The following is a 14,658-nucleotide window of genomic DNA, read 5'->3' as shown; positions in this document are numbered from 1 at the left end:
CGCGCCGACCGATCCTCCGCCTCATTCGACGGTGAACTCGATCGTGTGCCATCCGCTCGCACCGTTCGGCACCGGATTCGCCCGCTCCTCGGTCTGCTGCTCACCATCGCCGCCGGTGGCCCGCACCGAGACGCTGTGATCGCCGGCGGTGGCGTCCTCCCACTGCAGTGACCATTGGACCCAGGTGTCGGCGCTGACCTCCGCACCCAGCTCCGCCTCGCGCCAGTCGCCGTCGTCGATCCTCACCTCGACGGCGGAGATGCCGCGCTGCTGCGCCCAGGCGGTGCCGCCGAGCATCACGGCGCCGTCGGCATCCGGGGAGAGCTTCCCGAAGGATCGCGGCACGTCCACGCGGGAGGCGATCTTGATGGGGCCGCGCTCGGACCAGCCGCGATCGGTCCAATAGGCGGTCTCGTCGGCGAAACGGGTCACGGTCAGCTCGGTGAGCCACTTCGTGGCCGAGACGTACCCGTACAGGCCGGGGACGACCATCCGCACCGGATACCCGTGGTCCTGGGGCAGCGGCTCACCGTTCATCCCCACGGCGATCAACGAGTCGCGGTCGTCGGTCAGGGCCTCGATCGGCGTGGAGGCGGTGAAGCCGTCGATGGAGCGGGAGAGCACCATGTCGGCCCCGTCCTTGACGCCGACGCGGTCCAGCAGCGTGCGCACCGGCACGCCGAGCCACGTCGCGTTCCCGGCGAGATCTCCGCCGACGGTGTTGGAGACGCAGGTCAGCGTCACATGCTTCTCGATCATCGGCTCGGCGAGCAGCTGCTCGAACGTCAGCGTGAGCTCGCGGTCGACCAGTCCGTGGATCCGCAGCTCCCAGGTCGTCGGATCGACGCGGGGGACGGCGAGGGCCGTGTCGATCCGGTAGAAGTCGTCGTTCGGCGTGAGGTACGCGGGCATGCCCTCGACGTCCACCCGGGCGTCGGCGGGGATCTCCTCGGCGCGGGTGGGCGGCGTGGGCAGGGCGAACCCGGCGGCCTTGCTCGCGATCTCGCGGCTCGCGTTGACCCCTCGAGCACCCGCCGCGACGATGACGGCGAGGATGCCGACCATCCCCACGCCCACCAGGGATCGCCGTCGGGACCAGCCCGCCGCGTTCCCCTGTACGACATCGGCCCTCGCACCTGCGGAGGGAGCGCGCACGGCGCGCAGCAGGAGCAGCAGCGTCGGGACCGCGACCGCTGTTCCGAGCACGGTCGGGATCGCGTCGGGGACGGAGTTCTGCGCCCGGGTCAGCACGATGATCGTGGCGAAGACGCCGAGTCCCGCCAGCACGGCGGCTGCCGTGCGGGGCCGACGGGATCCGAGGGCCCCGTTCAACGCCGTGAGCACCAGATACACCACGACCATCGAGGCGAACAGGACCAGCTTGTCCTTGGTGCCGAACAGGCCGATCGCCAGGTCCTTCACCCAGGGCGGGATGATGTCGATGAACCCGCCGCCGACGGCCACGAACGGCGCCGAGGAGGAGCTGAAGGCGAGGGAGACCAGCTCCGCGACGGCCAGCAGCACGATCCCGCCGATCACGCCGGCGAGCACCGACCACCAGGGGACCTCGGGCCGTGCAGCGCGGGGGCCGCGGGCGGAGGACTCCTGGCGGTCGGTGTGTGTGTTCATCACAACTCCTGGATCGCGATCACGTCGGTGGGTTCCTCCGAACCGCCGGCCGGTTCGATGCTGAGACCGATCTGGGCCGTCGGGGACATCTCTTCTCGTGCCATCACGATCTGGTCCGGCTCGGAGATCAAGCCTGCATCCTTCGCGGTGCCGTCCACGATCCAGAGCTGATAGGTGCTGTCGCTCGGCAGCTCCGGGAGTCCAGCGGCCTGGACGATCATGGCCTGCTGGTCCCGGGAGTACATGACGTGCAGGTCCCCGCCGTGGGCGGAGGGCACGGTGAGCTGGGAGGTGTCGTCCGCCGCCATGAGTGCGGAGATCATCTCCTGCTCCTCGTCCGAGCCGGCCTGCTGCGATTCCAGGGCCTCGATGGTCGCCCGCGCATCGTCCCGGGCAGCCCGCTCCGAGCTCCAGAGACCGACGCCTGCGACGCTCGTGACCATCAGCGCCGCAGCGGCGACGGACAGCCAGCGTGAGCGCCGGACGCTGGACCGGTAGCGATCCAGGGGGATCACGGTGGCGTCATGGCCCCCATCTGCCGCATCTGATCCGGCGTCGCTCTCGGGGCCGGTCGTGCTCCCGGATGTCGCTGCGGTCTCGGTTTCCGCGTCGGTGGGCGGCACGCCGGCCCGGCGATGGGTCGCCGCGCGCGGTGCCGACCGGTCCTCCTCGGAGGAGTCCTGGTCCACCGTGGACAGCTGGGGAGTCTGCGAGATCCGCGCCATCAGCGAGGACTTCAGCTCGGGGCGAGGGGCCTCCGGCTCGAGACCGCGGGCGAGCTCACCGGCGGTCTCCTCGAGGGAGTGCGCCTCGGACGCTGCGTCGGGATCCTGGGCGAGGAAGTCCTCGATCAGGGCGCGCTCGTCGGCGTCCAGGGCGTTCAGGGCCCAGGCGCCGGTCATATCACGCTTCTGCTCGTTCACGAGGTCACCCCCAGACTGTCTCGGAGGACGATCATTCCGTCCCGTATTCGGGTCTTGGCCGTTCCCAGCGGGATATCGAGGATCTTCGCGACCTCGCTGTGGCTGTAGCCGGAGAAGTACGCCAGTCGGATGGCGTCGGACTGGAGCGGTGTCAGCGATCGCATCGCCGTGGCGACCCGTTGCGACTCCACCCTCATGATCCCCTCCTCCTGCACGTCCACGACGTTCTCGTCCAGTGCGCGCAGCCCTTCTGCGGAGTCGCGGCGCCGGGAGGCGTCGACGGAGCGGACGGTGTCGACGGCACGGCGGTGGGCGATGGTGCAGATCCACCCGTGGGCCGAGCCTCGTCGGGCATCGAACCGGGGAGCCTGCTTCCAGATCTCCACGAACACCTCCTGCAGCACTTCCTCGCTGATCGATACATCTCTGACAACACGCTTGACCAGGGCGAACAACAAGGACGAGGTGCGGTCGTAGAGATCGGAGAAGGCATCCTCCTGCCCTTCGCCGACTCGGTGCAGCAGCTCTGCGATAGCGGAGGCGGCGGAATCGTCCGGTACGCCTCCTCGCGGAGCAGTCAGCGGCTGCGCTGCTGACCGGGGCGGGTCATGCGACGGGGGAGGATCGTGCGCCATTCACAGCTCCTTGGAGGACAGTGCGAGCGGGCGGGGAGATCGACGATGGTTCCCCGCCCGCTCAACGTGTCCATCCAGTGTGCGCGGTTCAGCTGGCGTCCGCCATCGACGGCGGCATCAGAACGGTATCGACCAGGTACACGGTCGCGTTCTGGGTCTGGACGCCGCCGCAGATCACGGTCGAGCCGTTGACCATGAGGTCGTCACCGCTGCCGGTGATCTCGACGTCTTCGCCCTGCACCGTGGTCTGGGTCGAGTCGGCGATCTCGTCAGGAGTGATCTGGCCGGGAACCACGTGGTAGGTCAGGACGGTGGACAGGCTGTCCGCGTCCATCACGAGGGCGTTCAGGTCGTCCTCGGGGATGGCGCCGAAGGCGTCATCGACCGGGGCGAACACGGTGAACTCGTCCCCATCGAGGGTGTCGACGAGGTTCACGTCGGGGTTCAGCTCGCCCGAGACCGCCGAGGTGAGGGTGGTGAGCAACGGGTTGTTGGAGGCCGCAACGCTCAGCGGATCCTGGGACATGCCCTCGACCGATCCGTCGCCGTCCGGGACCATCGAGGCGTAGTCGGCGCACCCGGCGCCGACGAGTTTCGCCGCGGGATCCATGTCCATGTCGTCCATGTCCTCGTCGGAGCCCATGCCGCCGCCGTCGGAGGCCTGGCTCTCGCCGGCCGCGGGCTGCTGGTCGTCCGTCTCGCCGTCGTCGCTCATACCACCAGAGCACGCGCTCATCAGTGCGACGGTGGCGGCGAGGGCTCCGAGCTTGGGAAGCATCGTTCGAGTATTCATGGCGGTCTCCTTGGTGATCCGTTGCTGACACCGCAGCGGCGTCATGCACAGAGTTCGGAGCCGCCGGGCCGACGGATTGGAACGGCCCGGATGTCTTCCTGTGACCTCCCGTACACCCGCCCAGGTCGGTTGGACGAGAGGGGAGGGGGGCTGTAATGTTGTTCGTCGGTGGTTGACGTCGAAAGTTGATGTCGAGATCAGCCCCTACGGGCCTATAGCTCAGTCGGTTAGAGCGCTGTCCTGATAAGACAGAGGTCACTGGTTCAAGTCCAGTTAGGCCCACTTCGAGGATCGGAGGACACGATGAAGACGTTCATCAAGGTTGCAGCAGTCCTGATCGGCACGTCCGCGGCCGGTCTCCTCACCTGGCGGAAGATCGAGTCTGATCGTCTTCGCAACGATCTCTGGACTGAGGCCGAGAAGGTCTCCTCCCAGCAGGACACGTCCGCCTGATCTGCCGGAAGGTACGATCGACACAAATGGATACGGGGACTTAGCTCAGTTGGTAGAGCGGTAGCTTTGCAAGCTTCAGGTCAGGGGTTCGACCCCCCTAGTCTCCACGTATAGCAGGTCAGAGGCCCTTTCCCGAGTCGGGGGAGGGCCTCTGTGCTGTCTCGGATCAGGAGGGCGCGAGGCGATCGAGCTCCTCATCGGCGCGAGCTCCGGCGCCGTCCCAGGGCGACCAGGCCGGTTCGCGGAGGCCGGGGCATTGCTCCGGGAGCGTGACCGACCTCCACGTTCCGCGAGCCCGGGGGCCCTGGCGCCCTCGGGCTCGTCGTCGCGCTGAGCCGTCTCGCTGTGTCGTCTCGCATGCGCCGCGCCGTGCCGCCGCGCCATGCCGCCGGTCCATGCCGTCGGTCCGTCGCCGACCAGCGTCGTCGGCCTGTCGGCGATCTGATCTCAGAAAGATCTGTGATCCGTCCAATCCGATCCCCTCCGGGCTCCGAACCACTCCCACGTCACCGTCCTCGGCAGTCGCACGGCTGTCCGGTGGCCCACGAAGGAGTCATGATGCGCACGACGACGAAGCGAGTGCTCCCCCTGTTCGCGGCCACGGCCATGCTCGGCATGTTCGGAGCATCCGGCGCCGCGCTGGCAGAGGGTCCTGACACGACCTCCCTGGAAGCCAACCTCACCGAGCTCAACGATTCCGGCGCCTCGGGCTCCGCATGGATCACGCTCGACGGCAACGAGGTCACGGTGAAGCTGGACAGTGCAGGCTTGCTGGCCGGCGCTCCCCATGCTCAGCACATCCACATCGGTGGCAAGAACGAGTGCCCCGATCCGGGGATGGAGGGCACCGGGTTCGAGGGTGCGATCCGCACCACCGATGCCGCCGATTCCTATGGCGCGGTCGCGGTCTCCCTGACCAACGACGGTGACACCAGCCCCGACAGCGCCCTGGCGGTGGACCGATTCCCGGCCGGTGAGGGCGGCACCTATGAGCGCACCTTCGAGGTCAGCGACGACGTCGCCGCGAGCCTGGCCAAGGGCGAGGGCTCCGTGGTGCTCCACGGCGTGGACCACAACGGCAACGGCACCTACGACGGTGACCAGATGTCCGATCTGGACGAGTCGCTGCCGTCCGAGGCCACTGACCCCGCCGCCTGTGGTGCGCTCCAGGTGAGCCAGATGGCCGATATGCCCGAGGGTGGCGCCGAGACCGGTGACGGCACCACTGCCGGCATCGAGAACGCCGGCATGATGGTCGCTGGCGGTGGCCTGATCGCCGCTGCATTCGCCGGTGCGGTCGCGCTCCGCAAGCGTGCGCTCCAGAAGTGACATGACCCCTCAGGGATCATCCCGCCAGGGCGGCGGCCGTCGACTGATGGTCGCCGCCCTGGTGGTGGTCGCGCTCCTCGGCGCGACGCTGCTCGTCATCTCGCTGACCGGCCAGGTCGGCGACCCACCGCAGCCCGAGCTGCGCTCTCAGGGGCCCGAGGTCTCCGACGGGGGCAGTGCGGAGCCCTCAGCAGTCCCCAGCACCGCGGCCGAGGAGCCCGACGAGGAGCCGCAGATCGCTGAGCCCGACCCCACGGAGGAGGCAGCTACCCCCGTGGCGCCCCTGGATAGATCCGAGCCGACGTCGATGACGATCCCGTCGATCGGCGTGGACGAGGAGCTCTTCCCGATCGGGCTCGGGCAGAACGGCGAGCTGCTCGCCCCCCAGGGCGACCGCGCGAACCAGCCGGCCTGGTTCGACGGGTCACCCACCCCCGGGGAGAACGGTCCATCGGTCATCGAAGGGCACGTGACCTGGCATGGCGACCCATCGGTCTTCTTCGAGCTCGGCGGTCTCGCCCCCGGCGACCGGATCGACGTCGAACGGGAGGACGGGACCACCGCGACCTTCGAGGTCTACGACTCCGCTCGCTATCCCATGGACGAGTTCCCCACGCTCGCGGTCTACGGCCGCACAGACGGTCCGGAGCTGCGCGTCATCACCTGCGGCGGAGATCTCGACGCCGACGGACACCACCTCGACAACACTGTCGTCTTCGCCCGCCTCGTCCAGAACTGAGGAACCACCATGGCCACTCCGGCTGCCCCGCGTGACCGTTGGTTCGGCCCTCTGCTCCTCAGGCTGCACTTCTACGCCGCGATCCTCGTCGCCCCCTTCATCCTGATCTCCGCGGCCAGCGGGGCCCTCTACGCCCTGACCCCGCAGCTCGAGCAGCAGGTCTACGCCCAGGAGCTCACGGCACCGTCCGAGGGCCCGCCGCTCCCGCTCGCCGAGCAGGTCGCCGCGGCGCAGGCCTATGTCGGCGAGGGCGAGGGCGAGAGTGAGGGTGCGGTCGTCACGGCGGTCCGCCCGGCCCCGGAGGTCGGGGACACCACCCGCGTCATGTATGCCGACGGATCCCTCGGCGAGGGCGAGTCGCGGGTGATCATGCTGGATCCGGCGACCGCGGAGATCCGCGGCGACCTCACCGTCTACGGCACCAGCGGCTCCCTGCCGCTGCGCACCTGGGTCGACCAGCTGCACCGCAACCTGCATCTGGGAGAGGTGGGCCGGCTCTACAGCGAGCTCTCCGCCTCCTGGCTCGGGGTGATCGCGCTCGCGGGGCTCGGGCTCTGGATCCGGCGGGCCCGACGGGCTCGACGCGGCCGACGGGCGCGGGACCTGCTCCTCCCGGATCTCCGGGCACGTGGCTATCGACGCACGCTCTCCCTGCACTCCTCGGCCGGGGCGTGGGTGCTGCTCGGCGCCCTGTTCCTCTCGGCCACCGGGATCACCTGGTCCCAGTACGGGGGAGGGAACATCGGCACCATCCGCGAGGCCTTCGGCTTCACCACCGCCGCCGTCAGCACCGAGCTGCCGCAGGAGACGACCGCCGGTGCGGAGGGTACGTCGGACACGGGCGACATGGACAGCATGGAGGGGATGACGGGCAAGGATTCCGGGGAGCACGCCGAGCACGAGTCGCATCACGAGGCACCTGTGGCAGGTGCAGCTGAGTCAGCCGGTCCCGGCGAAGCCGCTGCCGCGCCCAGGGCCGATCTCGGCCAGATCGACCGTGTGCTCGCTGCTGGTCGCTCCGCGAACATCGACATGGGACTCGTGGAGATCCGCCCTCCGGCCGACGCCGGCTCCGCCTGGGTGGTCGAGGAGATCCAGCGCAGCTATCCCACGAAGGTGGACGCGATCGCGATCGACGGCAGCACCCTGGAGGTCGTGGACCGCACCGACTTCGCCGAGGCGGACCTCGCCGCCAAACTCACCCGCTGGGGCATCGACCTGCACATGGGATCGATGTTCGGGCTGGTCAACCAGATCGTCCTGTTCGTGATCGCCTCGGCCGTGGTCGCGATGATCATCTGGGGATACCTGATGTGGTGGCAGCGCCGGCCCACCAAGGGCGGGAGCGGATTCGGGAAGCCGCCCCGTCGCGGCGCGCTGCGTCGGGCCCCGTGGTGGGGCGCGGCCCTGGTGCTGCTCGCCGCCGCGGGTATCGGCCTCATGCTGCCGCTGATGGGCGTGAGCCTGGCTGCCTTCGTCATCGTCGATACGATCGTCGGTCGGCTTCGGCGGTGACTAGGCTGAGCGCATGACCCCGAGATCCCTGATCGTGCTGCTGGACTGCGGCGACACCCTCATCGACGAAGGCACCCAGGTCCACGACGACACGGGAGTGGTCCTCTCCGCCGACGTGATCCCGGGGGCCGATCGCATGGTCCGGGATCTCGTCGCCGCCGGATTCCGCCTCGCCCTGGTCGCCGACGGTCGCTACGTCTCCTTCGAGAACCTGCTGACCCAGCATGGGCTTTTCGACCTGTTCGAGACGCTGACCTGCTCCGATGCGATCCGGCACGAGAAACCCAGCCCCCGCATGTTCAAGGCGGCCATGGGGGCCCTGGATCTTGAGCCGGCCGACGCCGCGCGCTGCGTGATGGTCGGCAACAACCTGGCTCGGGACATCGCCGGCGCGAACCGGATGGGGATCATGAGCATCCATATGGCCTGGACGGACCGGTATCCGAAGGAGCCGGCAGGGCCCGACGAGGTCCCCGACCACACGATCGCAACCCCGGCCGAGCTGCTGTCCCTGCTGCGCCGGCTCGACGACGAGCTCGGCGAGCCCGCGGCCTGACCAGCGCGCCGACACCGCGGGGCCGCAGGCGGACTGCTCCTCACGTCGTGGATGCTCGAGACGTGGATCCTCGGGGAGCGGGTCAGCCCTCGCGGATCGTCATCCGGGCGATGCGCTCGCCGTCGACGTCGAACGCGAAGGAGCTGCGTCCGTTCGCGTGGGTGCTGCGCCAGTCGCCGATGACGGTCACGCGGGTGCCGTTGACGGTGACCTCCTCGGGCGTCAGGACGCCGTCGGCCCCGAGGAACTCCTTGTCGCTCCAGGCCTTGATGGCCTCGCGGTCGGGGAACACGCGCCCCCAGTCGTCGACGGAGCCGTCGGTGCCGAAGGCGTCGAGGAATGCCTGGTCATCGTGCCGGTTGACCGCGTCGATGAAGGACGCGACGGGTTCGGGGACAGCGGGCTGTGCCATGGGTGGCCTCCTGGTCGGTGGGCCGACAGGATGCCATAAGGTCGCGTCGCGCGTCTGCGCCCGTTCCCGCCCTCCGGCGGGACGCAGGGCTCCTCGACCGGAACGTCGTTCAGCCGAGGGCGGGCCGCAGCTCGAGCCACTCGTGGATCGGCTTCCCGTCCTTCCCGGGCTCCGCGGAGAGCTCGGCGGCGAGCTCCTCGGCGCGTTCCCGGCTCGCGACGTCGATGATCATCCAGCCCGCGACCAGGTCCTTCGCGTCGAGGGCGGCCGAGTCGGTGAGCGGAGCACGGCCCTCGCCGTCGTAGCGCACGAACGTCCCCTCGGAGGAGAGTGCCAGGGAGTCGACGAACTCGCCGCTGTCCCGAAGGCGGTCCGCGAAGTCCTCCATGTACTGCATGTGGTGCGCGACGTCGCTCTCGGACCACTGATCCATCGGGACGTCGTTCACCCCGGCCGGCGCGCCGCGGTAGTGCTTGATCATCACGTACTTGGCCATGTGAGGCCTCCTTCGAGAGGGGTCCGCCCATTCTTACCCGCTCCCCGCCCCGGGGGAAGGTGCGCTGATGGTCCTTCTTTGGGCCTACTGCGCGTCGAACTCCTCGATCGGGTAGTCGACGAAGGCGAAGGCCGAGCCGTCCGGTGCCCAGCTGGGCACGTTCATGGTGCCCTGGCCGCCGTGGAGGGCGACGAGCGTCGTCGGTTGGTCCCAGGCCTCCCACTTCACGAGCCGCAGCTCGACGCTGCGGTTCTCCGGGTGGCCGATCGTGCCCGGCTCGAAGCTCACGTAGGCCACGACGTCCCCGGTCGGGGCGACGTGCGGGAACCAGTTCACACGCTCATCGGCGGTCAGCTTCTCGAGCTCGCTGCCGTCCGGGCGGATCCGCGCGAGCTGGGCGTGGCCCGGCACGGTCGAGAACTGCTCGGTGTTGAACAGGATCCACTGCCCGTCGGGGCTCCAGGCGGGCCCGTCGGCCGGGCCGGCATCGGTGGTCAGCGCCCGGTCCCCCGTGCCGTCGGCGCCGATCAGATGGAGGGCGGCCGCGGTCCAGGGGTCCTGTCCCTGCGGCACGACGCGCACATACGCCAGCTCCGTGCCGTCCGGGCTCACCCCGTGCAGGAAGTGCAGGGGCCCGTCCTCGCTGGTCACCCGGGTGATCTCGGAGCCGTCGAAGGGGACGTGCCAGATGTGGTGGTCGTTCGCCGAGGCGAACACGCCGGTGCCGTCGCGCAGCAGCACGTGATCGTTGTTCACCGGCGGCAGGCCCGGGACGTCGAAGAGATCGGGCTCAGAGGAGCCGTCGGCTGCGAGGAACCAGAGCTTCCCGTCGCCGTTGATCAGGAGGCGGCCGTCGGCCAGCCAGTTCGGCGCCTCGTAGAGCCGCTGCGCGGACTCATGGACGGTGCGCACCTCCCCGCTCGCTCGGTCCCACACACGGATCCGGGCACGCTGGCCGGGCTGAAGGGTTCTCCACGAGATGGTGTCGCTCATGCCGAGGAGTCTGGCACGTCAGGCCTCCGCGGTGACGATGAGCATCAGGACGACGGCGAACAGGGAGAGGGCGCCGAGGGAGGCGCCCACGGCGGCCGACAGCACGGTCGGGGCGAGGCCCATGTCCCAGCGCCAGATCCCGACCAGGCCGAGGGTGATGGCGGCCACGGCGACGGGAGTGGCGATGAAGTCCCCGATCCCGGGGATCGCGATGCAGGCCACGGCGGCGAGGCCGAAGGTCAGGGAGTAGTCCCCGGCGGTGTAGCGCCTGCGGCCCGACGGCAGCTCAGCCGGCATGCGCGCTGTGCTCCTCGATGACCTCGTCGAGGATGTCGATCGTGTCGAGCTGTCGCTCGACCTCCTGCTGCAGCCGGTCGCGGTGCTCGCGCAGCTCGGTCACGAGGTCCTCGGTGCAGTGCGCGTCATCGATCATGCCGGGCAGGACGGGCCGGATGTCCGCACTGGACAGACCGGCGGCGAACAGGCGCTGGACCAGGAGCACGCGGTCCACGGCCTCGGACTCGTAGCGCCGGTGGCCGGCCTCGGTGCGGCGGGCGACGAGGAGTCCCTGCTCCTCGTAGTACCGCAGGGATCGCGGGCTCACCCGCGTCAGCTTGGCGAGTCCACCGATGCTGAGCAACCCGGGTAGGTCGGCCCGACCGGGGTGTCCGGAGGGGCGCGCCCTCACATGTGTGTCAGATATCGACATGACCGCAGTGTATGGCGCTGCGGGCCCGTTGGCGCGGAACCTGACATGCGTGTCAGGCGAGGGGTTCGGCTGTGTGGGCAGGGCCTCGATCAGCGGGTGGTCCTTGTCGATCACGCCCATCTTCGCGGCGCCGCCGGGAGCACCGAGGTCGTCGAAGAAGTCGACGTTGGCGTTGTAGTAGTCGGCCCACTGGTCCGGGGTGTCGTCCTCGTAGAAGATCGCTTCGACGGGGCACACGGGTTCGCAGGCGCCGCAGTCCACGCACTCGTCGGGTTGGATGTACAGCATCCGGTTGCCCTCGTAGATGCAGTCCACGGGGCATTCGTCCACGCAGGCACGATCCTTCACGTCCACGCAGGGCAGGGCGATCACATAGGTCACGGAGGCTTGTCCTTCCCAGTCGGTGTGAGAGGACCGTAAGATCTCAAGCGCACTTGAAGTCAAGCGGACGGGGTGACCATGAATGTGCCGCACGAACCGGACGAGCTGCTGACGATCGGCGAGATGAGCCGGCGCACCGGCGTGGCGCAGTCCGCCCTGCGCTATTACGAGGATCTCGACCTCATCGCCTCGGTGCGCACCTCCGGCAACCAGCGCCGCTACGCCCGTCACATGCTGCGCCGGGTCTCCCTGATCTCCGTTGCCAAGCGCCTGGGGATGCCGCTCTCGGACGTGCACGATGCCTTCGGGGACGTGCCCATGGACAGCACGCCCTCCCACGCCGACTGGCAACGCGCCTCGCGTCGGTGGAAGCTGCAGCTCGAGGAGCGCCGGCGCAGCATCGAGCGGCTCGAGAACGAGCTCACCGGCTGCATCGGCTGCGGCTGCCTCTCGCTGAAGGCGTGCGCGCTGCTGAACCCTGACGACGCCCTGGCCTCGACGGGCGTGGGTCCACGACGCCTGGACGGCATCCACGACGACGAGGATTCCGCCGGGGACGAACGATGACGGACAGGATTGCCCTCAAGTGCGCTTGAGGTCCTAGGGTCGAGACATCACCTCGACGAAAGGACTGATCATGGCGGACTACACGCTTCCCGATCTCGATTACGACTACGGCGCGCTGGATCCCTCGATCTCCGGCAAGATCATGGAGCTGCACCACTCCAAGCACCACGCGACCTACGTCAAGGGCGCGAACACGGCGCTGGAGAAGCTGGCGGCGGCGCGGGAGTCCGGTGATTTCGCGACGGTGAACCAGTTCTCGAAGGATCTGGCGTTCAACCTCGGTGGTCACACGAACCACTCGATCTTCTGGAAGAACCTCTCGCCCGAGGGTGGCGACAAGCCCACCGGTGAGCTCGCGCAGGCGATCGATGAGTTCTTCGGATCGTTCGACGGTTTCCGTGCGCACTTCACGGCGGCGGCTCTGGGGATCCAGGGTTCGGGCTGGGCTGTGCTGGCGTACGAGCCCCTCGGTGGGAATCTTGTGATCGAGCAGTTCTACGATCAGCAGAACGGTGTGCCGGTCGCGACGATCCCGCTGTTCCAGCTGGATATGTGGGAGCACGCGTTCTACCTGGACTACCAGAACGTGAAGGCTGATTACGTGAAGGCGATCTGGAACATCGTGAACTGGGCCGATGTCCAGAAGCGGTTCGAGACGGCTCGCGCGACGGGCTCCGGCCTGGTCATCCCGACCGCCTGATCCTCAGCATCTGATCTGCAGCGCTCGTGGCGCAGCTGCTGAGCTGCAGCATCGCTGCGCGAACGGCCGGTTCCCCTCTCGGGGCCGGCCGTTCCGCTGTCCGCTCCTTCTGCTGACGGCCCCTCGGCTGTCCGTCCCGTCGGCTGTCCGTCCCGTCGGCTGTCCGTCCCGTCGGCTGTCCGTCTGCTCGTCTGCCGGTCCCCGAGTCGGTCCCTGCGGCAAGTGTCTGACCTGCACCGATCCGTGGACGCTGCGGCGTGGGAACCGGGCGCTCGCGTACCGTTCCGTCGTTGTGCCCGTCAGCGGACGGGCACGCGAGCCGCGGCACCTCGTGCCGCCTACGACGAGTCGACGAGCCGCAGTCGCCGACGCGAGGGAGAACAGCCGTGGACACGGATCTGACACGCAATCTCGGGGTGGCGGGCATCGTGCTCATGGTCGTCGCCGCGGCCGCACCCATCACCGTGGTGGTCGCGAACTTCCCGATCATCCTGCTCTCGGCGGGCTCCGTCGGCGCCCCGCTGATGATCCTCGCCGCGACCGTGATCCTGCTGCTGTTCTCGGTGGGCTACACCTGGATGACCCCGCACGTGCCCGACGCCGGCGCGTTCTACGCCTATGTCGATCGCGGGCTCGGCCGCCGCGCGGGCCTCGGCACCGCAGCGATCGCCCTGCTCTCCTACGTGCTGCTCACCGTCTCCATGACCTGCTACCTGGGTGTTCAGGCCGGAAACCTGCTCGCTCTGGGAACGGGGATCGAGGTTCCCTGGTGGCTGATCTCCGGGATCATGATCGCGATCGTCGCCTTCCTCGGCTACCGCAAGATCGACCTCTCCGCGAAGGTCCTCGGCGTGGTGCTGGTGCTCGAGATCCTCGCCGTCCTCGCGATCGACCTCGGGGTGCTGCTGTCCGGTCGGGAGCTGAGCGCCACCCCGTTCAGCCCCGCCGAGGCGCTCTCGGGCGCCCCGGGCCTGGGACTGCTCTTCGCCTTCCTCGGCTTCTTCGGCTTCGAGGCCACCGCCGTGTTCCGCCACGAGGCGAAGGATCCGCTGCGCACCATCCCGCGCGCCACCTACCTCGCCGTGCTGCTGATCGGCGTGCTCTACACGGTCTCCGCCTGGCTGGTCATCTCCGGCCTCGGCGCGGGAACCGCCGTCGAGGCGGCGACCGCGAACCCCGACAGCATCATCGTGGCGCTGACCGGTGAGGTGATCGCCCCGATCATGGCTGATCTTGTCCAGATCCTCGTCGTGACCAGCATGTTCGCGTGCATGCTCGGCTTCCACAACATCGTCACCCGGTACCTGTTCACGCTCGGCCGCCGGGGCGTGCTGCCCACGAGCCTCGGTGCGGCGCACCCCGTCCACCGGGCGCCGTCGCGCGCCTCCCTGTGGGTGAGCGGCGTGACCGTCCTGATCGTGGTGGTCTCGGCCCTCGCCCAGCTCGACCCGGTGGTGGAGATCTACACCTGGTACTCCGGCCTCGGCGCCGTGGGCGTCATCGTGATGATGGCCCTGACGTCCCTCGCCGTGGTGCGCTTCGGGATCACGCACCGGACGGCGCGGGCGCCGGTGCCGGTTCTCGTCCTGGCCGGGCTCGGCGGACTGGGCCTGCTCGTGGTCCTCGCGATCTCGCTGGCGAACTTCCCGCTGCTGGTGGGCGGCACAGTCGCGGCACTGATCTGCGGCGTGATCCTGGTGGTCGTCTTCGTGGCCGGCTGCCTGGACCCGCGGCGCGCGGCCGCGGCCGATGCCTCCGACCGGGAGTCCGCGTCGGCCCCCTGATCATCGGCCGCACCCCGGACGGCGAGCACCGGCGGCACCCCGTG

At 69.1% G+C, this 14,658-nt stretch carries 17 protein-coding genes, 2 tRNA genes and 1 pseudogene; 10 read left to right on the top strand and 10 right to left on the bottom strand.

Annotated features, from left to right (window positions below):
• Positions 1-21: 21 nt before the first annotated feature.
• The 4 genes from INT49_RS10485 to INT49_RS10470 form a co-directional block, all read right to left on the bottom strand.
• Positions 22-1,629: a molybdopterin-dependent oxidoreductase gene (locus INT49_RS10485; RefSeq protein ID WP_193117685.1), complete on the bottom strand. Its 1,608-nt coding sequence runs from the start codon at positions 1,627-1,629 to the stop codon at positions 22-24.
• Positions 1,629-2,552 (bottom strand): anti-sigma factor, encoded by a 924-nt coding sequence (locus INT49_RS10480; protein ID WP_193117684.1) that lies wholly within the window; start codon positions 2,550-2,552, stop codon positions 1,629-1,631. Before INT49_RS10480 ends, INT49_RS10485 begins: the two co-directional genes overlap by 1 nt.
• The gene (sigK, locus tag INT49_RS10475; RefSeq protein ID WP_193117683.1) at positions 2,549-3,187 is read right to left on the bottom strand and encodes an ECF RNA polymerase sigma factor SigK; all 639 of its coding nucleotides are present in this window, start codon (positions 3,185-3,187) and stop codon (positions 2,549-2,551) included. Before sigK ends, INT49_RS10480 begins: the two co-directional genes overlap by 4 nt.
• Before the next feature lie 88 nt (positions 3,188-3,275).
• Positions 3,276-3,980 (bottom strand): fasciclin domain-containing protein, encoded by a 705-nt coding sequence (locus INT49_RS10470; RefSeq protein ID WP_226850237.1) that lies wholly within the window; start codon positions 3,978-3,980, stop codon positions 3,276-3,278.
• Between the two features lie 208 nt (positions 3,981-4,188).
• On the opposite strand from INT49_RS10470, the gene INT49_RS10465 reads away from it, so the two are divergent.
• The 7 genes from INT49_RS10465 (at position 4,189) to INT49_RS10435 (ending at position 8,572) form a co-directional block, all read left to right on the top strand.
• Positions 4,189-4,262, top strand: a tRNA-Ile gene (locus tag INT49_RS10465).
• 21 nt (positions 4,263-4,283) lie between these two features.
• Positions 4,284-4,433 carry a DLW-39 family protein gene (locus tag INT49_RS10460; protein WP_193117682.1) on the top strand — a complete coding sequence of 50 codons (150 nt, stop codon included), beginning with the start codon at positions 4,284-4,286 and terminating at the stop codon, positions 4,431-4,433.
• Positions 4,434-4,467: 34 nt separating this feature from the next.
• Positions 4,468-4,540: transfer RNA gene (locus INT49_RS10455), tRNA-Ala, on the top strand.
• A gap of 448 nt (positions 4,541-4,988) precedes the next feature.
• Complete coding sequence (locus INT49_RS10450; protein ID WP_226850235.1) at positions 4,989-5,762, top strand: CHRD domain-containing protein; 774 nt, start codon at positions 4,989-4,991, stop codon at positions 5,760-5,762.
• Position 5,763: 1 nt separating this feature from the next.
• On the top strand, positions 5,764-6,501 hold the full coding sequence (locus INT49_RS10445) for a class F sortase (protein ID WP_193117681.1): 738 nt from the start codon (positions 5,764-5,766) through the stop codon (positions 6,499-6,501).
• Positions 6,502-6,510: 9 nt separating this feature from the next.
• Positions 6,511-8,016, top strand: a complete 1,506-nt coding sequence (locus INT49_RS10440) for a PepSY-associated TM helix domain-containing protein (protein WP_193117680.1) — start codon at positions 6,511-6,513, stop codon at positions 8,014-8,016.
• 13 nt (positions 8,017-8,029) lie between these two features.
• Positions 8,030-8,572 (top strand): HAD family hydrolase, encoded by a 543-nt coding sequence (locus INT49_RS10435; RefSeq protein WP_193117679.1) that lies wholly within the window; start codon positions 8,030-8,032, stop codon positions 8,570-8,572.
• A gap of 82 nt (positions 8,573-8,654) precedes the next feature.
• Here INT49_RS10435 and INT49_RS10430 read toward each other — a convergent pair whose 3' ends face one another.
• The 6 genes and pseudogenes from INT49_RS10430 to fdxA all read right to left on the bottom strand — a co-directional run.
• Positions 8,655-8,984: a nuclear transport factor 2 family protein gene (locus tag INT49_RS10430; RefSeq protein WP_193117678.1), complete on the bottom strand. Its 330-nt coding sequence runs from the start codon at positions 8,982-8,984 to the stop codon at positions 8,655-8,657.
• Between the two features lie 109 nt (positions 8,985-9,093).
• Positions 9,094-9,480: a YciI family protein gene (locus INT49_RS10425; RefSeq protein WP_193117677.1), complete on the bottom strand. Its 387-nt coding sequence runs from the start codon at positions 9,478-9,480 to the stop codon at positions 9,094-9,096.
• An 84-nt stretch (positions 9,481-9,564) separates the two neighbouring features.
• Entirely contained in the window at positions 9,565-10,473 is a 909-nt protein-coding gene (locus INT49_RS10420) for a TolB family protein (protein ID WP_193117676.1), read from the bottom strand.
• An 18-nt stretch (positions 10,474-10,491) separates the two neighbouring features.
• Positions 10,492-10,770, bottom strand: a complete 279-nt coding sequence (locus INT49_RS10415) for a hypothetical protein (RefSeq protein WP_193117675.1) — start codon at positions 10,768-10,770, stop codon at positions 10,492-10,494.
• A complete protein-coding gene (locus INT49_RS21100) occupies positions 10,760-11,182 on the bottom strand; it encodes a MerR family transcriptional regulator (RefSeq protein ID WP_226850267.1) in 423 nt (140 codons plus the stop codon). The genes INT49_RS10415 and INT49_RS21100 overlap by 11 nt, the downstream gene beginning before the upstream one ends.
• Positions 11,183-11,251: 69 nt before the next feature.
• Positions 11,252-11,563 (bottom strand): annotated as a pseudogene (gene fdxA / locus INT49_RS21095) (ferredoxin); the annotation flags it as partial.
• A 78-nt stretch (positions 11,564-11,641) separates the two neighbouring features.
• Between fdxA and soxR the strand changes: the two are divergent.
• The 3 genes from soxR (at position 11,642) to INT49_RS10395 (ending at position 14,614) form a co-directional block, all read left to right on the top strand.
• Positions 11,642-12,130, top strand: a complete 489-nt coding sequence (gene soxR / locus INT49_RS10405; RefSeq protein ID WP_193117673.1) for a redox-sensitive transcriptional activator SoxR — start codon at positions 11,642-11,644, stop codon at positions 12,128-12,130.
• 70 nt (positions 12,131-12,200) lie between these two features.
• Complete coding sequence (locus tag INT49_RS10400; RefSeq protein WP_193117672.1) at positions 12,201-12,830, top strand: superoxide dismutase; 630 nt, start codon at positions 12,201-12,203, stop codon at positions 12,828-12,830.
• A gap of 386 nt (positions 12,831-13,216) precedes the next feature.
• Positions 13,217-14,614: an APC family permease gene (locus INT49_RS10395; protein WP_193117671.1), complete on the top strand. Its 1,398-nt coding sequence runs from the start codon at positions 13,217-13,219 to the stop codon at positions 14,612-14,614.
• Positions 14,615-14,658 lie beyond the last annotated feature (44 nt).

The sequence above is a fragment of the Brachybacterium tyrofermentans genome, from assembly GCF_014897585.1.
GTDB lineage: Bacteria > Actinomycetota > Actinomycetes > Actinomycetales > Dermabacteraceae > Brachybacterium > Brachybacterium tyrofermentans.
The sequence above is the reverse complement of the archived record's forward strand: the minus strand, read 5'-3'. Positions and strand labels throughout refer to the sequence as shown.